General features: G+C 65.8%; 13 protein-coding genes. 6 read left to right on the forward strand and 7 right to left on the reverse strand.

Going from position 1 to position 21,963, the window contains the following annotated elements; genetic code table 11:
• Positions 1-12: 12 nt before the first annotated feature.
• From ACREB4_RS03295 to ACREB4_RS03315, 5 genes are all read right to left on the reverse strand, one after another.
• On the reverse strand, positions 13-4,284 hold the full coding sequence (locus ACREB4_RS03295) for an OmpA family protein (protein ID WP_431586764.1): 4,272 nt from the start codon (positions 4,282-4,284) through the stop codon (positions 13-15).
• Between the two features lie 56 nt (positions 4,285-4,340).
• On the reverse strand, positions 4,341-10,439 hold the full coding sequence (locus ACREB4_RS03300) for an SdrD B-like domain-containing protein (protein WP_431586765.1): 6,099 nt from the start codon (positions 10,437-10,439) through the stop codon (positions 4,341-4,343).
• A 167-nt stretch (positions 10,440-10,606) separates the two neighbouring features.
• Positions 10,607-12,421, reverse strand: coding sequence for a CHASE2 domain-containing protein (locus ACREB4_RS03305; RefSeq protein ID WP_431586766.1), 1,815 nt, complete (start codon positions 12,419-12,421; stop codon positions 10,607-10,609).
• Positions 12,422-14,032 carry a FecR domain-containing protein gene (locus tag ACREB4_RS03310; RefSeq protein ID WP_431586767.1) on the reverse strand — a complete coding sequence of 537 codons (1,611 nt, stop codon included), beginning with the start codon at positions 14,030-14,032 and terminating at the stop codon, positions 12,422-12,424. It lies immediately after the preceding gene.
• A 65-nt stretch (positions 14,033-14,097) separates the two neighbouring features.
• The gene (locus tag ACREB4_RS03315; RefSeq protein ID WP_431586768.1) at positions 14,098-14,835 is read right to left on the reverse strand and encodes a response regulator transcription factor; all 738 of its coding nucleotides are present in this window, start codon (positions 14,833-14,835) and stop codon (positions 14,098-14,100) included.
• Between the two features lie 294 nt (positions 14,836-15,129).
• Here ACREB4_RS03315 and ACREB4_RS03320 point away from each other — a divergent pair, with 294 nt between their 5' ends.
• The 4 genes from ACREB4_RS03320 to ACREB4_RS03335 all read left to right on the forward strand — a co-directional run bounded on the left by ACREB4_RS03320 (position 15,130) and on the right by ACREB4_RS03335 (position 18,957).
• Positions 15,130-15,732 carry a class I SAM-dependent methyltransferase gene (locus tag ACREB4_RS03320; protein WP_431586769.1) on the forward strand — a complete coding sequence of 201 codons (603 nt, stop codon included), beginning with the start codon at positions 15,130-15,132 and terminating at the stop codon, positions 15,730-15,732.
• 250 nt (positions 15,733-15,982) lie between these two features.
• The gene (locus tag ACREB4_RS03325) at positions 15,983-18,130 is read left to right on the forward strand and encodes a putative bifunctional diguanylate cyclase/phosphodiesterase (protein ID WP_431586770.1); all 2,148 of its coding nucleotides are present in this window, start codon (positions 15,983-15,985) and stop codon (positions 18,128-18,130) included.
• Between the two features lie 27 nt (positions 18,131-18,157).
• Positions 18,158-18,607 carry a DUF1810 domain-containing protein gene (locus ACREB4_RS03330; RefSeq protein WP_431586771.1) on the forward strand — a complete coding sequence of 150 codons (450 nt, stop codon included), beginning with the start codon at positions 18,158-18,160 and terminating at the stop codon, positions 18,605-18,607.
• 191 nt (positions 18,608-18,798) lie between these two features.
• On the forward strand, positions 18,799-18,957 hold the full coding sequence (locus tag ACREB4_RS03335) for a hypothetical protein (protein WP_431586772.1): 159 nt from the start codon (positions 18,799-18,801) through the stop codon (positions 18,955-18,957).
• Positions 18,958-19,069: 112 nt separating this feature from the next.
• Here ACREB4_RS03335 and ACREB4_RS03340 read toward each other — a convergent pair whose 3' ends face one another.
• Positions 19,070-19,486 carry a BLUF domain-containing protein gene (locus ACREB4_RS03340; RefSeq protein ID WP_431586773.1) on the reverse strand — a complete coding sequence of 139 codons (417 nt, stop codon included), beginning with the start codon at positions 19,484-19,486 and terminating at the stop codon, positions 19,070-19,072.
• Between the two features lie 275 nt (positions 19,487-19,761).
• The gene (locus ACREB4_RS03345; RefSeq protein WP_431586774.1) at positions 19,762-20,283 is read right to left on the reverse strand and encodes a hypothetical protein; all 522 of its coding nucleotides are present in this window, start codon (positions 20,281-20,283) and stop codon (positions 19,762-19,764) included.
• Positions 20,284-20,788: 505 nt separating this feature from the next.
• Here ACREB4_RS03345 and ACREB4_RS03350 point away from each other — a divergent pair.
• Entirely contained in the window at positions 20,789-21,244 is a 456-nt protein-coding gene (locus ACREB4_RS03350; RefSeq protein WP_431586775.1) for a hypothetical protein, read from the forward strand.
• A gap of 124 nt (positions 21,245-21,368) precedes the next feature.
• Positions 21,369-21,944 (forward strand): PEP-CTERM sorting domain-containing protein, encoded by a 576-nt coding sequence (locus ACREB4_RS03355; protein ID WP_431586776.1) that lies wholly within the window; start codon positions 21,369-21,371, stop codon positions 21,942-21,944.
• The last annotated feature ends 19 nt before the right edge of the window (positions 21,945-21,963 follow it).

The following is a 21,963-nucleotide window of genomic DNA, read 5'->3' on the forward strand; positions in this document are numbered from 1 at the left end:
GGCCTGGGCACGTCAGAACTTGCCCAGCATGTTGAGGAACCAGCCGCGGCTGCGGTAGCTGAGGTCGGTCACGTTGTCGGAGAAGTCGGTGAAGTTGTGGCCGATGCCCACCTTGAAGTTCTCGTTGACGTGGTAGTAGAGGGCGGTGAGGAAACCGCTCTTGCGGTCGTCCAGCTCACGGGCCTGCAGGCTGCGCAGTTCCAGCAGCCAGTCCCACTGGCGCACCACCTTCCAGTCCACGCGGGCCACGGCCAGCGTGGCCGTGCTGCTGAACCAGGGTGCGCTGTCGTCGCGGGCCGCGCGCAGTTCGCCCGTGCGCCAGGCCAGCTTGCCGCCCACCGTCCAGCGCGAGGTGAGGTCGTAGGTGGCGTCCACCGCCAGCACACGGCTGCGCTGCTGGTAATCGATGCCTTGGGTGACCACGGCGACCTGCGTCACATCGGTGGCCACCACCTGGCCGGGCGATGACAGGTCTTGCAGCCAGGTGGCCTTGACCAGCATGTTGAGCCTGTCGTTGAGCACCGGGCGCCAGGCATAGCCTGCCGTGGCCTCGGTGTAGCGGGCGGCGTACCAGCCGCCAGCGCTGCTGTCGCTGTCGGCCACGTTGAGCTTGGCCACCCAGCGCCCATCGCTGCCGTTCTTCACGCTCAGGGCGTTCTTGAGCAACCAGCTGCGCCGCGATTCGGTGGCCGAGCGGTCCCAGCGGTACTCGGCACCGCCGCTGTAGCGCACGTCGGCGTCGGCATAGCCAGCGGTGAAGGCCACGGCCTCGCGCCGAAGCGCCTGCACGGTTTCCGACTCGATGCGGCCATTCTCGAACGAGGCGCCCCAGGTCCAGCGCGTGTTGGGCGCGTACTGCACGCCATAGGCGTGGGTCAGGCCAGATTGCAGGCCGGTCGTCTGGCGGTGCTCGGTGTAGACGTTCAGGCCATCGGCCACGCGTGATTTCAGGCCCGACACCAGGGTGCCGCCGCGGCCCAGGTTGTTCTCGTCGGTGCGGCCGGTGTCGAGCGCGTAGGTCATGTAGACGCTGGAGCGGTCGTCGTACTGGTAGTCGACCCCCGCCTTGCCCGCCGCGCCGCCATCGCCGCCCGACAGTTCGGCACGCAGGCCCAGCTTGTCGGTGGCGCGCCAGCGGGCGCCCACGCCCACGCGGTCGTTGTCCTGGCGGGTGCCGCTGCGCTGGAGGGTGTCCTGCAGGAACACATAGGTGCCCCAGTCGGCCTGGCTGTCGAAATCCAGCTGCGCGCTGAGGTCCGTGCGTTCGCCTTCGACATTGCTCAGCACGGGGGCGAGCGGGTTGATGATCAAAGCATCGGTCTGCTTGTCGTCGTGGCGGGCACCGACGGTGAGCGACCAGCGGGTTGCCAGCTTGAAGGCAAGCTGTGCTTCGGCGGCCTGGGTGTCCACGCCGCCGTCTTCATTGCGCTGGTCGGCCTTCAGGCGCAGCTCGGTGCGCTCGCCCAGCGGCGCGGTGGCGCTCACGCCAGCCTGGCGCGATTCGCGCGCGGCCAACTGGCCAGGCGCCGAGTAGCCGGCGTCGCGCTGCTGTGCATAGGCGGCAAGCCGCCCGTGGTCGGCCAGGCCGGTCTCTTTGAGATCGACCTGCCCTTCGACGCGCCACGCGCCGGCATCCACCTGGTCTTGGTCGGGCAAGGGGTTGTTGTTCGTGAAATTGAAACCGCCATCCAGCGATTCGAGCTGGCCCGTGCCGGGGCCGCTGCTGCGGGCAGCCTCGACCTTCAGGTAAGTGGTCTCGCTGTGGCGCAGCGTCGCATCGACGCCGGTGAGGTGCTGGTCGCCACCGGTCTGCTGTTGTTGCGAGGTGGTCAGGCCAAGCCGCAGCTTGTCGGTGGCCCACCAGGCCACGCGGCCGCCTGTGGCCAGGCTGTCGAGGTCGCCCGCCACCGGCGTGTATTCGTAATCGACCACCAGGTACACGGGGTGGCCGGCCATGCCACCGGTGCGGATGATGCTGCTGTCGTCGGACACGCTGGACAAGGGCGCGCTGAGCAGCACGCGGCCCTGCAGCGCATCGACCTCGTAGTCGGACGATGGCACGAGTTGGCGGCGCGAGATCACGAGGCCGGAGTCGCGGTCGCGCACTTCGACGAAGACTTTCTCGGCGCCGCGTGTGATGTCTTGGTGGCGAAGGTAGTAGAGCGAGCCACCCGTGCCGCGGAAATCCTCGCGCGCGGCCAGGGTGCCGGGCTGCGCGGCGAAGACGTCCAGGCGCAGTTGGGCATCGCCGAAGCTGGTGCTGTCGTCGCCCACATAGCGGCCGTGCAGGCCGTACAGGCCGCGGCTGACCTGGGCCAGCGCGGTGCCGTCGAGCGTGAGTTTGTAGTCGCCCCACAGCAGGTGCGAGCGGCCATCATCGATGCGCAGGTACAGGCTGCCTTGCGTCGGCGCATCCTCGATGGCGGTGGAGTCGTCGCCGAAGGTGGCCCAGGAATCGACCGGGTCCACGCGGCGCAGCAGCGAGGTCGGGTCCTTGCGGTCCAGGCGGCGCAGCAGGTCGTCCAGCGGCTGTTCTTGCGTGTCGAGGCTGCCGGTGATGGTCCAGCGGTCGTTGAGTTGCCCCTTGCCGTAGAAGGCGATGCGGCCTTCGGTCCAGGTGTCGTCGTTGTAGCGGTTCTTGTCTTCGGTGAGCAAAGCCGCCGGGCCGCTGACCTGGTTGTGGCCCACGGTCAGGTCGGCCTGGCCGACGAAGAAGCCGTCGCGGCGCGGGATCTCGAAGTCGCGGCGGTAGACCTGTGCCCGGCCATCGGGCTCGATCACGGCGATCTCGCCGGTGTGCACCTGGCGCGGCACCAATTGCTGCGCAACGAAGCGGCCTTGCACGTCCACCGGCACGGCCAGGCCCAGGGCCCGCACGCGCTGCGTGGCCGCGATGCCCTGGCCACTGGCGGTGACCGTGCCGCCTTGCAGCGGGATGTTGATGATGGACAGGCGGGATTCGCCCAGCGCGCGGCGCAGTTCCTGTTCGACATCCGGGGGTGGCAAGGCGTCGGGGCGCGGCGAGGGATCGGCCAGGGTCAAGGTGAAGTCGGCGGTTTCGTCGAATCGGCCCTGGGCGTCGGTGACGCGAATGCGCCAGTAGAGGCGCGATGGGCGTGCCGAGCCCTCGGCGATGTCCTTGGGCACGGTCCATTGCGCGCGCAGGTCGCCGTCGAGTGGCAGCACGGCCAGGAGTTGTGGTTGCATGGCCTCGTTGGCCGTGAACAGGCGCAGCTCCGCGCGCTTGAAGAACAGGCGGTAGTTGCTGTCGGCGGCGAAACGCACGGCCTCGCCGGGCGACACCGTGGTGGGCCAGGCCGCGCCGTTCAGCCGACGGGGCTGGGACAGGCTGTCGTACTGCAGGCGCAGTTGGTGCCGTTCGAGCAGCACATCGGTGCAGCGTTGGCGATCGGCGCTGGTGGCGGCGACGGCGCTTGGTGCCGTGGCGCTGGCGGGCAGGCGCCCGTCGACGGTCAGGCGCCAGGGCTGCCCGTCATCTGCGGCCAGGGGCGACAAGGCATCGCACACGCCGGGGTCCAGCGCAGCGGGGGCCGGCTTTGGCGGCATGGCGGCGGCTTCGTCTCGCCAGTACACGCGCACCTCGACCCGGCGGTTGGCGGGCCAGTTGGCGCGCTGCGCGGCCGGTGTGGCCAGGGGTTCATCCGGGCCCTTCGATTGGACTTGGAATGCCGAGGGGGCCAGGCCCAGGTGCTCACCCAGGTAGTCCGCCACCTGGCGCGCGCGGGCCAGGCCCAGGGCCCGGTTATCAGGGAAGCGCTGGCGCAAGGCGGGGCTGATGCCTTGCACATCAGTGTGGCCCACGATCTCGAAGCGCAAGCCGGGGCGCCCTTTCACTTGCGCCACGATGGCGTCCAGCCGTGCGCGGTCCTGCGGCTTGAGCAGGTCTTCGCCGGAGTCGAAGCGGGGCACATGGCGGTCTTCGTGCTCACGCGGGCTGGTCGTTGCGGCCGCACCTTGAGCTGAAGGAGTGACAGATTGCAGAGCTGGCGTGGGGCGTTCGTCACCCAGCAGCACGGTCAACCTGGGCAGCTCGCGCTCGCTGGCTTCGGGCAGGCGCTGCGTGCCGGTGATCTCCACGGCCCGCCGGTCTTCGGCACAGTGGTCGCGCAGTCGGCCGCGGTCATCGCGTGAGCACTCGGTGTCGGGCGCCCTCGTTGGAGACTGCGAGGGCTCCTGGGCCAGGGCGCCACCGGCCGACAGGCAGGCCAGCACCACCGCGTGGGCCACCAGGGTGCGGGTGGGATGGAGGGACTTCATGCTCATGCTCGGGCGCCTTGGCTGTGTCGGGGATGGCGAGGGTGGATGGTGGGCAAAGGTGCTCATCGGGCCACTGGAGCCGTGTTCAGCTCCACCTCGATGTCCAGGTTGAACAGCGCCGGTTCGTGGTCACGGCCCAGCGCCTGCCAGCGGCGCAGCACCTCGGCCTTGAGCGCTGCCACACGCCGCTCGGCCAGCTTGGCGTCCTCATCGGCCACACGCTCGTAGGCCAATCGCAGGATCGACGGCCGCTCGGCCAACTGGCGCAGGGCCTCGTCAAGCTGGGTGTCGAAACCCGCTTGCAGCGAGGTGTGGCCAGTCTGGAAGGCCGCGCCGCGCAAGGCCAGTCGCACCACCCGGTGCACGGTCGCACCGAAGTTCACCTTCACCAGCTTGCCGCGCGTCATGCGTTCGCTGGCGGGGTTGTCCGTGGTCACGCGGTAGCCCGAGGGCAAGGTGCGCTCGTCGAGCTTGAGCACGAAGTTGCTGCCCGTGCCTTCCTTGGGCACCATCGCGCAGGCGATGTGGTACCGCCCTTGCGCGTCGGTGCTGACCAGCAGGCCATTGACCGTGGCCACGCGCACATTGGGCAGGCCGGGTTCGCCCTCGTCCTGGTAGCCATTGGCGTTGCGGTCGTCGTAGACCTTGCCGATCACGTCGGTGCAATCGAACAGCGCATCGGGCACCACACGCACGGTGGCCGAGGCCACGTTGGACAGGCGCTCGCCGCCGAGGCCTTGCTGGGCCTGCACGACGTTGACGTAATCGCCCTCACCCACCCCCGTGCCCACGCCCAGCACCATGGACAGGCGCAAGGTTTGGTTGGGCGCGAAGGCCTGGGCCGGCACGGTCAGGCGGCGGCCCTGCAAGGTGGGCGTGGCCTGGAGCACCGAGCCCGAGGGCAGCGCTTGCACGGTCAGCGACCCTTGCACGTACTTGAAGCCAGGGGGCAGCGTGTCGACCACGTCGATGTTGGACAAGGCCAGCGCGCGGGTGTTGACCGCGGTGATCACGTAAGGCACCAGGTCGCCCTTGCGCACCGTCAGCTTGGACGTGGTCTTGCGCAGTTCAATGGCGTTGTTGCCGCCCGCGGGATCGAGCGGAATGTGGTTGTTGACCACGTTCTGCGCGACTGAGCCCGGGAAGCTGAAGTCCATGAAGTACGGTGGCAGGTTGCCCGCCGTGGGCTGCGGCGTGGGGCTCACCAGGCAGGGATCGCCGGCCACGGGATCGACCGTGCCCGAAGGCGCCGTGCAGGTCTGCATGTCCAAGGGGCCGGTGGCCGCGGGGTAGGTCAAGGACACGCCGTAGCCTGCAGGTGGTGTCACCGTCAGGCGGTAGGCGCCAGCCGGGGCGCCGGGCAGCAGGTAGAACTGGTAGAAGCCGTCCGCGCCCGTGGTGACGGAGGCACCGCCCGCCAGCAGGTGCTGGGCCGGGTCGAAGCCGGCCGGGCCGGAAAAGGTCACCGTGGCACCGGGCACGGCTTGGGCGGTCAGGCTGTCGTAGACCACGCCGCTGGGGTCGAGCGGGAGATCCTGGTTGACGATGCCCACGCCAGCGCCCACGGTCACGGGGACCAGCGCACGCGTGGCCATGCCAGGCACCGTCGGGTTGGGGCCGGCAGGGGCGTTCTGCACCGGGTCGGTGGGCCAGGCGCCGCCCACGGTTTGCCCGGCGGGCGAGCGGAAGCGGACTTGGTAGTCGCCCGGCACCAGTTGGTCGAAACGGTAGCTGCCATCGGCCGCGCTGGTGGTGGTGGCCAGCACGCTCACCTCGTTCAAGGCGCAGGTGGGTGTGCCACCGGGGCACCCGAGCAACTCGACTGTCCAGCCGCCGACGAGCGACTCGCCGCTGGCCCGGGTCCGGTCATGGTCCAGGTCACGCCAGATGCGGCCGGACAAGGACGACGGCGTTTGTGTTTGCTCGAAGAAGTCGTAGCCGGTGGCCTGCGTGCCAGGGCTGGTCAAGGGCACGCGCAGCTGGTTGGCCACGGGGCTGGTGCCGCCGACGGAGCCCGGGGTCTGGCCACCCTGGTTGTAGCCGGCAGGTTGCGTTTCGGTGATCAGGTAGCCGTTGGCATCGGCCGCCGGCAGGTCGTTGAAGCGGTAGCGGCCATCGGACCCGGTCTGCGTGCTGCGGCTCACGGCCTGGCCGCTGGCGTCCGTGCCCGTGAGCGTGATGGTCACGCCGCTCAAAGGCAGGTCACCGGGCTCGTGGGTGCCATTGGTGTTGGCATCGTTGAAGACCTGGCCAGCCACGCTGGCACCGCCCTCGCCGAAATCGAAGCCGTCGCCGTTGGTGCCCGTGCCGTTGGCATAGACGATGCCGTTGATGACGTCGTTGCCCGCGTTGCCCGTGGGGACGCCATTGACCTGGCCGGTGCGGTCCTGGCCGTCGACATAGGTGGCCGGTTGGCTTTCAGTGATGGTGTAGCCGGTGGCGTTGGAAGGCGGCAAGCCTGGGAAGAAGTAGCGGCCGTCGGCGTCCGTGGTGGCAGTGCGGTTGACGGGGCTGCCGTCTTGCGCGGTGCCCGTCAGCGTGAGCAGCACGCCTTCGATGCCGCGCTCGCCGGCGTTGAACACGCCGTTGCCATTGCCATCCACGTACACGTGACCGGCCAGCAGCGCCGTCTGCACGGTGATGCTGCCGCTGTTGAAGTTGTTGCCCGCGTTGGGATCGGCGCCACCGTTGGTGTCGCCCGAACCGGTGGTCACGATGCTGGCCGTGTTGCTCACCACGGTGCCGTCGGCCGGCGTGCCGCTGAAGCGCACGGGCACACGCAAGGTGGCCGTGCCGTTGGCCGGCATGCTGTCGATGGCGCAGCCCACGCTGCTGCTGCCCGCTGCACCGGTGCAGGTGGGGGCCGAGGGCACGAAGGTGCCGCTGGTCACGCTCAAGGCCGGGGCGCCCGCCAGCACCATCCCGGCGGGCAGGTTGTCGGTCACCGCGACCTGCTCGGCCGCCTGGGGCCCGTTGTTGCGCAGGTCCACCAACCAGTCGAAGGTCGCGTTGTAGGGCACCTGTGTGAGGGCCGTGGCCGTGCCGGTTTGCACCGCGCGTTTGGTCACCACCTGCACGTCCGCCTTCAGGCGGAAGGTCGTGGGCTCTGTCGCGGTGTTGTTGCCCTGGGGGTCCAGCGCATCCAGCGCTGGGTTGGCGAACTTCACCGTGGCCACGTTGTTGAACGAGCCTTTGGCCTGGCCCCGGAGTTTCACGCGCACCTGGGTCGACGAGGTCTCGCTGGTGGAGCCCGAGCCGCTGCCGCCCAGTTGTGCGATCGTGCAGACGATGTTGCCGCCCGCCACGCCCGGCGTCACGCCAGCGGTGTTGCAGGCCATGCCGGTGGGCAGCGGTGCCACCACCTCGACGAAGGTCGGCGCACCGGCCCCGGCCGGCAAGGTGTCCGTGAGCACCAGGTTCTCGGCGGTGGATGGCCGGTTGTTGGTCACCGTCAGCGTGTAGGTGACATCGTCACCCACATCGACCGGGTCGACGTCGTCCACCTTGTTGATGATCAGGTCGTAGCTGGGCGAGGTCACCGCCGTGGGCTGCGTGGCCGCGTTGTTGGGCGCACCACCCGCCACTTCGGGCGTGTCGGTCGCGATGGCCACATCGTTGGTGATGCTGCCCGTGCCTCCACCGGCCACGCTGGTGGCCACAAGCGGGCGCACCCGCACCGTAACGGTCTGCTGCGCACCGCGGTCGATCTGCGGCCAGTCGCACACCAAGGTGCGGTTCCCCCCCGTGGTGACGCTGCCGGTGGCTGGCGCGGTGGAGCAGTTGCCCCCGACCGAAGGGTCCGCGGACAGGAAGACCACGTTCAGCGGCAAGGTGTCGGTCACGACCACGTTGAAGGCCCGGCTGGCGCTGGTGGCCGCCACGTTGCGCGCGGTGATCGTGTAGGTCAGCAACTGCCCCGCGGGCACGGGGTCCGGGTTGTCGGTCTTGCTCACCGCCACGTCCGTGCGCGCCTCGAAGTAGGCCTGGGTCGGCGTGTTGTTGTTGGCGTTGTTGTTGAGCAGGGTCGGGTCGCCCTGGTTCTGTGCCAGCGCGAAGGCGGTGTTGCTCACCTGGAAGGCATCGGAGCCACTGCTGCCGTTGCCGAAATGGCGCACGCTCACCTGCACGCGAGGGCAGTTGCTGCCCGCGGTGCACACGGGCAGCGAGCTGATGGCGCAGCCGCTCAGCGACACATTGCTGCCAGAGGGCGACAGCGCGCAGCCTCCCCAGGTCGCGTTGCCGGCCACGGTGCTCACGCTGTAGTCAGCGCCGCTGGCATTGAACACGTTGTTGAACACGTCGGTCACGGCCACGTCGGTGGCGGTGGAGGGGCCGGCGTTGACGATCTCGACTTCCCATGTCACCGCCTGGCCCGCCAGCTGGGGGTTGCCCAGCGCATCGCCCAGGCCCAGCACGCGTTTGAGCGTGGACACATCCGCCTGGTCGGGCCCCAGTTGGGGGTCGATGCCGACCGAGGCGCAGTTGTTGGGTGGCACATCGTCCGGCGGGCCGCCCGCGCTGCCCACGCACACCGTGTTGGTCAGGGTGCTGCCGGCCGCGGTGGCCTGCGCATTGATCACGACATTGGCCGTGCTGGCATTGAGCGCCAAGCCCACGCTGCTGCTGGTGCAGGTGATGGTGACGGGGCCTGCCTGCGGAAAGCCCGCGCCGCCTGATGACACGCACACGAAGCCCGAGGGCGGCGTGATGCTGTTGACCTGCAGCCCTGCCGGCACGGTGTCGGTCAAGGTGAGCACGCCGGAGGCCGGGAAGGCCGATGGTCCCAGGTTGGTGGTGGACACGGCGTAGTTGAACGCCTGCCCCACTGGCACGGCGCTCTGCGGCCAGCTCTTGGATTTGTTGGCGCGCAAGTCCGAGCGCGGATCGATCACCGTGGTGGCCACGGTGCCATCGGCGTTCACCACGCCGGGCGCGCTCACGCTGGCCGTGTTGTTCACGCCGACGCCGGCCGTCAAGGCCTGCACCGGCACGGTGATCAGGCCCAGCGCCTGGTTGTAGCCCGCGCTGCCCGAACCGCTGCGGGTGCAAGTGATGGTGGGCCCTGCCGCAGGGCAGACACTGGAAGCGGTGCAGGCCCAGCCGCCGCTGTTGAAGCTGGCGCCGCCGCTCTTGCAGAAGTTGCCGGGCATGGCATCGCTCACCTGCACACCGGCCGGGTAATCACCGCTGTAGCTCGGGTTGAGCAGGAAATTGAAGCTTTGCCCCGTCTCGACCGGATCAGCGACCGACTTGGTCTTGCCCATGGCCAGGCTGCTGCCAGCCGACACCGCGGTGTTGAGCGTCGCCACGTTGTTGCCCGACACCCCATCGCCCACCCCGCCACCTGAAGCGACGTCCACGGTGTGGGCCAAGGTCGAACCACTGCCCGCGCCGACCACGGCGTTGACGGTCACGGTGCGACTCGCACCCACGGCCAGGGCACCCACGGCACACGTGAGCTGGCTGCCCGCCAAGCTGCAGTCGGAGGGCAGAGAGGGGATGCCCAGGTTGGGTGGCACGTTGTAGGTCAGCGTGGAGGCAGGCGAAGCATCCGGGCCGTCGTTGGTGACGGTGAAGGACCACGCCTGCGCACTGCCCGCAGGGGCTGTGGCGGGGCCGCTGATGCCGACGCGCAAGTCAGCGCCGTTGTTGACGGTCGTGGTCTGCGATTGCGGTGTGCCAGAGGGCAATGGCGTGGCGCTGACGGTCAGGCTGCCCTGCACGGTCGAGCGTACACGCAAAGGCAACTCGGCCACCTCGTTGGCAGCCAGGTTCAGGCCGCTGCAAGTCAACACGCCAGGGCCGGCCTGGCCCGTGGCCATGCCACTGCAGCTCACGCCCGAAGGCAGCGCATCCGCGCCCGCATAGCGGCCATTGGCCGGCACCGCAAAGGCCACGGAGGCGTTGCTCACCGGGGCCCCGCCCGATTCGGCCACGCGCACCGTGTAGGTCACCTCACCGCCTGCCGAGACTGGGTCGGGCGTGTCGGGCAAGCCCGAGATGATCAGCGCCGACCAGGCTGGAGACGATGCCAGCGCGGACACCAGCACGGCCGCAGGTCCGAACCACCGCCAGGCGGTGCCAACCAAGCGGCGCAGCCGCCCTGCTGAGCCCTGCCCCATCTCGTTCTGCCCACCCGCGGGCATCGTCTTGCCGATCATTGCTGGCCACCTTCGTCAAACGCTGTCGATCACGATGGCGAGATGGCGCTTCAAAGGTGCATGCACCCGGCCTCTCACCGCGAGCGGACTCTAGGGACGAGGCGCAGGCGGCGCCAGCGAGTTGACAATCGTTGACAAAGCAACCACCGCGCGATGCTGGAAAGCGGTCAGGCGCGGGGCAGGCGGATGAAAAACGCGGCCCCGGGATGGGCGCTGGTGCGCGGGCCACTGTCCAGATCGGCCCGGCCGCCATGGCGTTCGGCCACCGTCCGCACGAACACCAGGCCCAGGCCGGCGCCCGACGCCGCCTGCACCGCGGCCCGGTCGGGCGAATCCGGCGCGGACATGGCCTGCGCGAAGGGTTGGAACAGGCGGGGTCGCAATTCAACAGGCACGCCAGGCCCTTCGTCACTCACGCGCATCTCCCAGTCCCTGCCCTGTGGCGACAGTGCACAACGCACGGTGCCGCCATCCGGCGTGAACCTCAGCGCATTGCTCAGCAGGTTGACGAGCGCGCGGACCAGCAAGGCGCGGTCGCCCCGCACCACCGCCTCATCGTCGGGCAATTCGCAGCTCAGGCGGACACCCCTCGCCTCGGCCAGCGGCCACTGCTGGTCCACGGCGTCGGCCACCACATCGCGCAGGTCCAGTGGGTCTTGTGCGCCACCATGGCGGGCGCGGGCCAATTGCACGTGGTCGTCCGCCAGCGCGAGGCTGCGCTGGGCATGGGCTTCCACGCGGGACAGCAGTTCGCCATCCAAGGCATCCCCCGAGGCACGCCAACGCCGCACCAAGGCCACGATGGCGGACTGGGGCGCGCGCATGTCGTGGGCAATGAAGCGCCACACCGCTTCCTGCTCGCGCCGCAGCGCTTCTTGCAAGCGGGCCGCTTCCAGGCGCCGCCAGCTCCACAGCGGATAGGCCAGCGCCAGCGCGCCGAGCAGCGGCAAGGGCGACAGCTGCACGCCAGCCATGCGCAAGGCCAGCCACGTGAGCCCGGCCGTGGCGGCCATGGCCACAGCCACCAGACACAGCCCCTGCCATGGTGACAAGCGCTGCAGCCCAAGCAACAGCAGTCCGGTCATCAGCACCGCGACGGCGGCGTTCTCCCAGGCCTCGGCACGCCGCTGCGACAGCCCCCGCCTCAAGGCATCCACCACGTTGGCCGACACCTCCACGCCCGGCATCAGCGCATCGTGGCTGGACATCGGCGTGGGATAAGCATCACCCAGGCCCACCGCTGTTGCGCCCACCAGCACCAGCCGGCCGCGCAACAGGGCGGCTGGCACACGGCCCTCCAGCACGTCCACATAGGACACGCGCCGGAAATGGCCCGGCGGCCCGGCGTAAGGGATCTGCGTCCAGTGGTCTCGCAGCCAGCCCGTGCCTGCCTTGGGCGGACGCCGCTGCCCGGGCAGATCCGCAGCGTGCGGCGACTGGCCGGCCACGCCCAGCAAGGCCAGCGCGAAGTGGTCCCACCAGCGGCCCGGCCCGCCCTCCTTGAGGAAGACGCTGCGCGCCACCCCGTCCGCGTCCAGTTCGACATGGATGTGCCCCAAGGCTTTTGAGGCCGTGGCCAGCACCGGCACAGGCTCCGCGGCTTGAGGCGCCCCGCCGGGCCCCATGGCCATGATCGCGGGCAGCACGACGGGGACGCCGGCCCGCATCGCCTCGGCCAGCAAAGCATCGTCATGCGGGTGCTCGCGGTCGGGCTCGGACAGGATCACGTCCAGGCCCACACCGCGCACGCCAGCCTGCGCCAGGCGGTCCAGCAAGGCGGCATGCACGGTGCGCCGCCAGGGCCAACGCCCCAGCGCTGCCAGGCTGGGCTCGTCGATGGCCACGATCAGGATGTCGTCGGGTGCAGGCCGGCCATTCAAACTCGCCAACTGGTCGATGGCGGCGCTTTCAAGGCGACCACGCCCGTCCGTCCAGCCCAGCAGCAGCGCGGTACCCAACAGCAGCACGGCCAGCCACCGCAATCAGGGGCTCCCGTGTTGCAGTCGCGTGCCGTGGCCGGTCATCACAGGCTGCCCGTCACTGCTGCACACTCCGGCTTCGCCGTGGAGCAGTCTGGCCGGCGAGAAGGCCGAGGCGACGCCTTCCGGCGATACTGCCCTCAACCTCAGGTAAGACGGGCGGCAGCCGGAGGACATGGGCCACTGCACCTCGGGCGAGGTCACCGATTGCGTCTGCACGTCCCGCTCGAAAGCGGGATCGGGCGACACCTGAACGTCGAAGCGGGTGCCAGGCGCGCCTTGCCAATGCACACGGACCTGGTCCCCCACCTCGACCATCGGCATGGGCGGTTCGGGCCTGGTCACGGCCACGAAACGCGCTTCGTCGCCGAAGGGGCCTTCGTCCCGCGAACCATCAGGACGCCGCACTTGAGTGGCCACGCGCCAGCGGTAGACGCCGGGCTCGGCCGCGTCCACCGTCCATGTGCAATGGCCCGGCGTGGTGTGCTCTTGCACCGCACTCGGTACAGGCTCACCGTGATCACTCCAGGCACCCTCGCCCCGCTGAATCTGCCAGCGGTAGGCCACCGCTCCCGGCACGTCCGTGCACACCAAAGGCATCGGCCCGGCGGCCACGACCTCTTCGGGTCCGGGGGCTTGGGCCAACGGAGGCACCGGTTGGGTTTTCACCCGCACGCGGTGAATCGCTTCGCGTCCGGCCAGACCATCGGCATCCAGCGCCCGGATGCTGAGCACGTACTCGCCGTCCGGCAAGCCATTGACCAGGATAGAGGGCGATGCCACCACTTGGCTCCAGATGACGCGTGTCAGCGATTCATCCTCGGCCAGTTGCGCGCGGTAAGTCTGCGCGCCAGCCACAGTCGGCCAAGTCAGTGGCCAGGGCAGGCGCTGCTGCAAGGCGGGCAGCGCTGACACATCGGCCGCGGGCAGCAAGGACCGAACGACCGGTACCGGCTTGGCGCGCCGCACCACTGCGCCCTGCCCTGCGGACACTTGAGCCCCCGGAGCTTTCGCGTTCAGGGCCTGCACCGCCACCCGGCCTTCCACCACATCGGACAAGGCCAGCGCGCCGCTGTCGTCCACCGTCACGCCGAAGCGCGTGCCACGCACGCCAGCCACGGCCAGCGGGGTGCGCACATCGAAGCGAGAGCCGCCCTGCTGCGGCGCCACCTGCGTGTCCACACGTCCACGCTGGAGCCCCAGCGAGGTGGTGGAGCGTCCCGACTCGGCCACCTTGCGCAGGCGGTCCAGCCGCACGACCGTGCCAGCCTGCACGTGCACCTGCGAGCCGTCGTGCAGTCGCAGGCTCGCGTAGCTGTCAGGGCCGACGCTGATCACCTCGCCCTCGCTCAACTGGTCGCCGATGCCGACTGGCCGCGCAGGCAGTTCGCTTGAGGCCCGCCCAACTTGGCCGCGCACGTAGAGCACCGTGACTGGCCGGACTTGCCCCTTGAGCAGCGATACCGGGATGCGCAAATGCTGGCCAGGCTGCAGCCGCCGGGGGTCGGCCACCGTGTTCAGCTTGGCCACCACCGGCCACTGCGAAGGGTTCTCCAGCAAGCGTTCCGACACCCCGATGAGCGTGTCACCCACCTGCACCCGGTGAATGACCATCTCCTCAGAGGCGGCCGGGGCGAGCCGGCACAGCATCAAGGTAGCGACAATGAGGTGCCGGTGGCTCAACCGCATGTCACCGCCCCCGTGCCAGGCATGGTCCGCTGGTCATCGTGCATTGGCTTGGTGTCTTCCAACCGGTATCCCAGGCCATACACCGCCGTCAGGCGCACGCCACGCTCGCTGCGCAGGGCCAGCTTTGCACGCAGGGAAGACATGTGGGTGTCGAGCGTGCGAGAGGGCACATCGCTGGCCAGACCCCACACGGTCTGCAACAGGTAGTCGCGCGACAACAGCCGCGCTGGCTGCATGAAGAGGCAGCGCGCCAACTCGAACTCGCGGGGCTTGAGTTCGATCATCTGGCCGTCGTAGAAGGCCTCGCGCCGCACGAGATCCAGGCGGTAACCGCCCAGCACCAGTTGGGTTTCTTCTGAAGAAGGGTAACTGCGGCGCAGCAAGGCCGTCACGCGGGCGCGCAGTTCATGCACCCGCACTGGCTTGCTCATGTAGTCGTCGGCACCGCAACCCAGTGCCTCCACCACGTCCCGCTCGTCGTCGCGCTGTGTCACGAACAGCACCGGCAAGCGGTCCTGCACGTTGGCACGCACCCAGCGGACCACTTCCACGCCGGACATCCCCGGCATCTGCCAGTCCACGATCAGGAGGTCGAACACATCCCGCTGAAGTTGGCGCAGCAGCGCGGCTCCTTCGGAAAACGCCACGCCACCGTGCCCCGCACGCTCGATGATCTGCAGCACCAGGTCCCGGTGGTCCTGGTCGTCGTCCAATACCGCTATTCGCATGGGCAACCACCACCGATGACCCATGGCATGGTCGTCATGATCTTCAACTGCTTCGTTCGCCACATGGCTCAATGTTAACAAGCGCTGGCGGGTGCCCGAGTTCTGAGCGCCAAGGATCCCATGCGCCAAGCTGCTTTTCCATGTCAGGAGAACCAGCGCCCCGGACCAGACCGTGTTCAACCTAGGCAAACCGGACAAGGGTCACGAGAAAGGTCAAAATGCGGCTTAACCACCTGGTCACGCCCACATTTTCCACTTGTGTGGGCGCGGCTTACTTCGGGCGCTGGATTACAAATGAACCGTCACAGCTATAACGCCATTGTCAAAGAATGGGATGCGGCCCGCTCAACGCTCTTTAGCCACGAAACTGCGTTTCTTGATCGCTTACTGATCAACTTGCAACCCCCGGCCAAGATCCTTGACCTGGGATGCGGAACAGGCCGCCCGATTGCTGAATTTCTCTTAAGGCGCGGATTTCGCGTCACCGGCGTCGACCAAGCCGAAGAGTTGCTCTCGCTTGCCAGGCAACGCTATCCAGAAGGCCGCTGGCTGCAATCGTCCATGGAGTCGTTCGAATCGGACGAAGACTACGACGGGGCAGTGATTTGGGATTCCTTGTTCCACCTTCCCAGGGAACATCACGAGAACGTTCTGCGAAAGGTGGTCGGCAGCTTGCGCCCGGGCGCAAAATTGATGCTCACGGTTGGCGGTTCGGATCATCCTGCGTTCACCGACACCATGTACGGGCATACCTTTTTTTACGACTCGTTCACGCCCGAGCAGACCGTCCTGATTCTTCAGAACCTGGGTGCCTCCATCGAGAGCGCCGATTTCATCAATCCACCCACCACCGGGCGAGACAAAGGACGCTACGGCATCGTGGCAAGCGTGGCATGAGTCCGGCAGTCAGTCAGCTGCATCGTCGTGCAGATGATCTCGCTAAAGTCTTGGGTTTTCGCGCCGAAATAGGAGAAGACTGAAAAAGCAGAATGCACAAAGGGAGTTGCGTGGTGATGCAAGACAATTCAACTTGTTCCGAGGAGGCCCGGAAGGCCGACCTGATCAGCATCGCCAAGCTGGGCCTAGAAGGTTCAGCGGTTGGCTTGAATGCCGGCCATCGCTTCCCCTGCCTCGCCGCGGAGCGAGCATGAAGACTTTCGACGAACCACGCGCGCCACGGTTGATCATCATTGACGACGATGAGGTGTTGCGAACCATGGCGGCCACGACCCTTCGAGATGCGGGATTCGATGTGGTCGAAGTGGAGGATGGGATCGAGGGCCTCGCGTTGATGGAACACTCGCCATTCGACCTGTGTCTGCTTGATGTGATGATGCCAGCACTAGACGGCTATGAAGTTTGCCGTCGATTGCGTCAAACTGGGCATGGAGCCAATGTTCCCGTGCTGATGCTCACTGGGCTCAATGACAGCGCTTCCGTTGACCTTGCTTATGCTGCGGGTGCCACGGACTTCATATCCAAGCCGATCAACTGGACCCTGTTGTCGCACCGCGTGCGCTACGCACTGCGCGCGGGCGGCGCTGTCAATGCAGAACGCCGTAGCCGTGAACGCTTGGAGCGGGCACAGTGCATTGCCAACATGGGAAGCTGGGGACTGTCTGCTGACGGCAATCGATTTGTGTGCTCGCCTGAATTGGCTCAAGTGTTAGCTGCGCCAGACCATGCGGTACGGACCGCACGTCCTCAAGATTTCCTGGCCTTGATCAATGACAGTGATCGTGAAGCCGTGTCCTGCATGCGCGATGCGGCTCGCTTACAAGGCAAACCTTATCAGCGAACTTTCGAGATCCGTCGCTTTGATGGCGTTACCCGCACCGTTTACGAGCAAGCGGTGGCTGCCATCGACAGCAATGGGCACCGCCTTGGCGTTGAAGGAATCACTCAGGACATCACTGACCGAGTTGAAGCAGAAAAGCGCGCTTTCCACTTGGCGCACCATGACGCCCTGACTGGTTTGCCCAATCGCCAGTTCTTCAACGAACTTGCGAGTCCAGCCTTGGAACGGCTGACACGACTGCGCGCTGGCTGTGCGATGCTTTATATCGACATCGACCGCTTCAAGAGCATCAATGATGCCGTGGGTTATGCCCAAGGCGATGCGGTGCTGTGCTTGATTTCCGCGCGACTCAAAGCATTCGCGCACGGGCTCGACAGCCTGGCCGAATCCCGTGCCATGTGCGAGTCAGTGGTTTCACGTGTGGGCCCCAACGCCTTTGCGCTATTCCTGACAGGGGTGGGTGACCAGGAGCAATCGTCGCGAACTGCCGAGCAGCTCTTGGCGGAAGTGGCTGCGCCCATGACGATCGAAGACCGGGAATTGGTTTTGAGCGCGAGCATTGGCGTTGCTTTGTTTCCTCGCGATGGAAGCGACGCCGAAGCACTGATTCACTGCGCTGAACAAGCCTCTCACACCGCAAAAACTGCAGGACGAGGGCGCTACCGCTTCTTCGACGAAACGATCAACAAAGACGCGGGCGACCACCTAACCCGCGAAAACGAACTGCGCCGAGCAATCACCGAGAACCAGCTGTGCCTTTACTACCAGCCGAAGGTCGACGCGGACCGAGGCACTGTCATTGGCGCCGAGGCACTGGTGCGTTGGCAGCACCCACAAAAGGGAATGGTGCCTCCGGGCGAGTTCATTCCCTTGGCCGAGGAGTCGGGTCTGATCTTGCCATTGACCGACTGGCTGCTGGAAAGAGCATGCTCTGATTTGCGCCATCGCCTGGACATGGGTTTGCGCACGGTCCCTGTCTCTGTCAACTTGTCCAGCCCCAGTTTTGCAACCGCTGGCTTGCGATCGCAGTTGGAGGAGCTCATGGCCCGGCATGCGCTGAGTCCAGCTTACCTGGTGCTAGAGGTCACCGAATCACTTTTGATGTCTGATGTTGAACTTGCCGTGGACCGCTTGAGGGAACTGCGCGACATGGGCTTCAAGGTGTCCCTGGACGACTTTGGCACGGGTTACTCGTCGCTTGGCTATCTGAAGCGCTTTCCGATCGACGAGTTAAAAATTGATCGATCTTTTGTGACCGACGCTTGGCGCGGTGGACGCGATGGTGCGATCGCCATGTCCGTCATTGCACTGGGCCGTGCCTTTAACCTGCGAGTCGTGGCAGAAGGTGTGGAAACGCCAGCGCAAGCAGAATTTTTACTGGCCCACGGCTGCGCTTACCAACAGGGCTTTTTGTTTGGAAAGCCGATGCCCAATGTCGATTTCAACGCCTTGCTGGCCATCCCAGACCAGCGCGGAAATGGGGCGGTGGCAGATTAATTTCCGCTTCAATCGGAGAGAAGACCAATGACTTCCGACGCATTCGATTTAGAGCGCTTCGTCAAGGCTCAGGAGCCAATTTACTCAATCGCTCTTGATGAAGTCAAAGCCGGTAGAAAGCGATCTCACTGGATGTGGTTCATCCTGCCGCAGCTCCGAGGTCTGGGGTCAAGCGCGATGGCGCAAGAGTTTGGTATTTCGGGAATAGAGGAAGCTAAAGCGTACATCGCCCACCCGGTTCTTGGGCCGCGCCTCGTCAACATGGTTGAAGCCATGCTCAGCCACAGGACCTCATCGGCTGAGGCCATTCTTGGCGGCATCGACGCACGTAAATTTCAATCTTGCCTAACGCTGTTCTCATTGGCGGCTCCTCAGGCGTCGCTCCTTGATGACGCTCTGCAGCAGTTTTTCTCCGGTGAACGTGATGCCTTTACCCTCAATTCATTGGGGCGGGGGCCAACAGCCTTGGGCGCTTAGCCCTCGCTGGTGGCAAAGCCCACCCCGTCGTCAGTGATGTGGGGGTGATCGCACGAGCCAACAAGTTAGGGGGTATTTTTGACTCCCCCTAGTTCCAAGGGTAGATCCTGTTCTGCAGCTGGTGAACATTCTCTTCTGAGCATCCCAACTCAAAAGTCTCTGTTGCAAACCTACCCTTTGGAGTTCACACCATGAACCGTCTCATCACCCGTTCACGCGCCCTGACAGTTGCAATCCTGATCGGCGCATCGCTCTCATCCAACGCCTTTGCCATGGGCCGCCACGATGCTCCTTGCGACAGCCTTGCGGACTGCATCTATACCGCTTACTGGTGGGCCTTCCTGCGTTGAGCGCAAAAGGCCCGCCGAAGCGGGCCTGGGTAACGCCTGCTGCCAGACTTACTCATGAGCGTCTTTGATGGCTTCCTTGGCATCGCCAACAGCCTTCTGGGTCTTGCCCTCATCATGGCCTGGCCAAATCGCTGATGTGAAGAAAAATCTTGCGGGCCAATGCGCCGTCACGATCATGAGATTGATGCGTCGAATCGCTCAATGCTTTTTCTATCTCATCGCATAAGTTGGCGTCATACAAGAATCCCATGGACCAGTCTCCGTAGTCCCGGCGTGAGATGGGGTCATCGAACAGCACGGTGACGTCGGTATGGCGCTTGTCCTGCTTGATCTTGGCAGTCAGCACAGCCAGCTTGTCCTCGGCACCTTCAAGCACTTGGGCGAAATGTCGCCCGGAATGCGCCAAGACGCCGGTAACGTCCATTTGCCGGTTAGTCCGCTGCGCTTTGAGCACGATGTTTTTCACCGTGACGCCATCCAGCGAAGCGTCAGCGCGACTGACATAAAAAATGCGACGTAAATTGCCCATGACCGCAAGCCAAGTTGATCTATTTGGATGGTCAGAGGTTACCGACCCACTCGAACAAACACAACAGTTTGAGTCGATGGCGCTCATAGCCAAAAGCCCGGGTATTCCCCTTCCCCAGCCCACCCAAGCTCGCGACGCCGACCACCGTGCCGTTGTAACCAACAGGATTGCCATCTCCAAAGGAAGCAGGGTTGGTCAACGCTCGATCACCCACGCAAAAAAACCGCCGCGTGTGACGAACAACGCGGCGGCCATGCCTGGACGACGGTCTTATTTCAACGGTAGACCTGATCACCGTTGTGAGTCTTCCAGCTCTGTTCGATGAACGCAGCATCCTCGTCCGAGCGTGGCTTCACACCCAACAAGATACCGCCCTCCTTGAGGCCGGACTCATAGCGCTTGACCCGCTCTTCAGGGATGCCAAGGCCGATCAAGGCTCCAATGATTCCGCCACCTGCGGCACCCGCACCGGCCCCAGCCACGGCAGCAGCCAGTGGGCCGGCCACCACCAAGCCCAAGCCAGGCAACACGAGCGACGTGCCAATGGCAGCGACCGCAGCCGCGATGGCACCGACGGTACCTCCAATGGCGCCCCCAATGCCTGCGCCCTCTGCCGCCTTGTTGCCTAGTTCGGTGGTCACCGCCGCCGTGGATGAGAAGTGGCGCTGGCGTGTTTCATCAGACATCACCAAGTCAACGTCATTGGCCGGATAACCGCGTTCGCTGACCGATTGATAGGCACGTTCGGCACTTTCGCGGTCCTTGAAAAGGCCGGTGACGTAAGGGGTGTTGCTCATAAATGCTCCTGGTTGATGTTCGTGGATGACACCAGAGGCATGGCAAATGGCGAGCCCGGACGGGGTTATTGCACAGATGGCTCGGTTTCAGGGCCTGATGGCCTCAATGCCTGTCGACACTTTTGCCGAAAATGGCAGGGTGAAACTCATGGAAAGTAAGAGATGCCGTCATCCCTACCCAAGTCCACTCGCCGCGCCAGGAACCAATACGTCCTGGGCATGGGGCTGATCTTTTGCGGGGCTTACCTGATGGACCTCTTCGGTTCGGTCTTACCGATGGCCATGGGCGCATCAGCTGGCTTGATGCTGAGCGCGCCATTGGTGAGGGAACGGGCGCTTCGTTTTCTCGACAAACAAGCTTCCTAAGCCAGTGCTCGATGGCTTGTGATTCGGGCTTGAGCAGCAGTCTTTGTCGACGCTGTGCACGACGAAGGCTCAGCACAATCCTCGCCAAATGTGTTATCAATGCTGCATTGCAGCAATTAACACACCAGTCGAGTCAGCCATGCCTGTCACGTCCACCCAGCGAATCCTCGTGGCCCAACAATTCGTCCGCTTTGGCTTCGGCGAACACATCGAAGCAGGGGCCCCTTTTTACTCCGCCGATTTCCTGACCCAGGAACTGACCACCACCGAGGTCCAGGCCGTTCTGGCGGTTGTGGAACGCTTCAACGCCTTCGCGGGCGGCGCCGTGGCCGGGGCCATCGAACGCTTCCGCGGCCGGGTCCGCAGCTGGCGATTCGGGCGTGCCGGCGCCCCGGTGCTGATCGTGACCTTGCCCTTCTGGACGCACCAGGTCGAAGAGGAGCCCCTGGGCGCCCCAACGGGCACACTCATCACGGACGAAGCGCATCTGGCGCTGGTGGAAGAGTTGCGCCAACTGTTCGTCAAGGACCTCGACGTCTTGAAATTCGAGGCTTATCCCGGTCTGGCCAACTCCTTTGCCGCCTGGTGGCGCTGACACACTCAAAGTCCAGCCACGTGGGGCCGTGATCCATACGGCCTGCAGTCCTTTCTCTTCACCGTCATCTTGCCTCCTTAGATTCACCCCGTGCATTTGCGCAAGCAAGACAACGGAGTAGATGATGATGACAAGCAAGTTGATCCGCGCCCTGGTGGCCAGCGCCGCCCTGGCCTGCATGGCCCCATTCGCCTCGGCCACGGTCCTGACCTTTGACGACCTGCAGGCCGACGGCCTCGTGCCCGGCAACTACGGTGGGCTCGACTGGACCGCCAGCACCTGGTTCATGTTCGGCGCCGAGCAAGCGCCCTTTGCGGCCCATTCAGGCGACCACCGCGCCACCCTGGGTTGGGACAGCAGCGAAGGTGGCAGCAGCATCCGCTTCAACGCGCCAGCCCAATTCCAGGGCGCCTACTTCGCGGGTTTCGACGGCGTGGAAGTGTCGTTCAAGCTGTACTTGAACGACCAGCTGGTGGGCACCTCCACCACTTTGCAGACCCATGGCATCGCCACCTTCCTGGCCAGCGGCTACGGTGGCTTCGTTGACCGCATCACCGTGGCCAGCAACGACCACGCGAACTTCGTGATGGACGACTTCACGTTCAGCACCGCCGTCCCCGAACCGCAGTCGGCGGCCCTGGCACTGGCAGGTCTGACCGTGGTGGGCGCGATCGCGCGCCGCCGCCTGCCCTCTGCTTGAACGACGACGCCCCCACTGT

This window comes from Aquabacterium sp., assembly GCF_050725395.1.
In the GTDB taxonomy this organism is placed as follows: Bacteria; Pseudomonadota; Gammaproteobacteria; order Burkholderiales; family Burkholderiaceae_C; genus Aquabacterium.

What these genes read in the sequence shown, in the direction of transcription:
- ACREB4_RS03300 (WP_431586765.1), bottom strand. Translation starts at nt 10,439, where the DNA reads ATGATCGGCAAGACGATGCCCGCGGGTGGGCAGAACGAGATGGGGCAG.
- ACREB4_RS03335 (WP_431586772.1), top strand. Translation starts at nt 18,799, where the DNA reads ATGAACCGTCTCATCACCCGTTCACGCGCCCTGACAGTTGCAATCCTG.
- ACREB4_RS03350 (WP_431586775.1), top strand. Translation starts at nt 20,789, where the DNA reads ATGCCTGTCACGTCCACCCAGCGAATCCTCGTGGCCCAACAATTCGTC.
- ACREB4_RS03295 (WP_431586764.1), bottom strand. Translation starts at nt 4,284, where the DNA reads ATGAGCATGAAGTCCCTCCATCCCACCCGCACCCTGGTGGCCCACGCG.
- ACREB4_RS03315 (WP_431586768.1), bottom strand. Translation starts at nt 14,835, where the DNA reads ATGCGAATAGCGGTATTGGACGACGACCAGGACCACCGGGACCTGGTG.
- ACREB4_RS03330 (WP_431586771.1), top strand. Translation starts at nt 18,158, where the DNA reads ATGACTTCCGACGCATTCGATTTAGAGCGCTTCGTCAAGGCTCAGGAG.
- ACREB4_RS03325 (WP_431586770.1), top strand. Translation starts at nt 15,983, where the DNA reads ATGAAGACTTTCGACGAACCACGCGCGCCACGGTTGATCATCATTGAC.
- ACREB4_RS03320 (WP_431586769.1), top strand. Translation starts at nt 15,130, where the DNA reads ATGAACCGTCACAGCTATAACGCCATTGTCAAAGAATGGGATGCGGCC.
- ACREB4_RS03340 (WP_431586773.1), bottom strand. Translation starts at nt 19,486, where the DNA reads ATGGGCAATTTACGTCGCATTTTTTATGTCAGTCGCGCTGACGCTTCG.
- ACREB4_RS03310 (WP_431586767.1), bottom strand. Translation starts at nt 14,032, where the DNA reads ATGGTCATTCACCGGGTGCAGGTGGGTGACACGCTCATCGGGGTGTCG.
- ACREB4_RS03355 (WP_431586776.1), top strand. Translation starts at nt 21,369, where the DNA reads ATGATGACAAGCAAGTTGATCCGCGCCCTGGTGGCCAGCGCCGCCCTG.
- ACREB4_RS03345 (WP_431586774.1), bottom strand. Translation starts at nt 20,283, where the DNA reads ATGAGCAACACCCCTTACGTCACCGGCCTTTTCAAGGACCGCGAAAGT.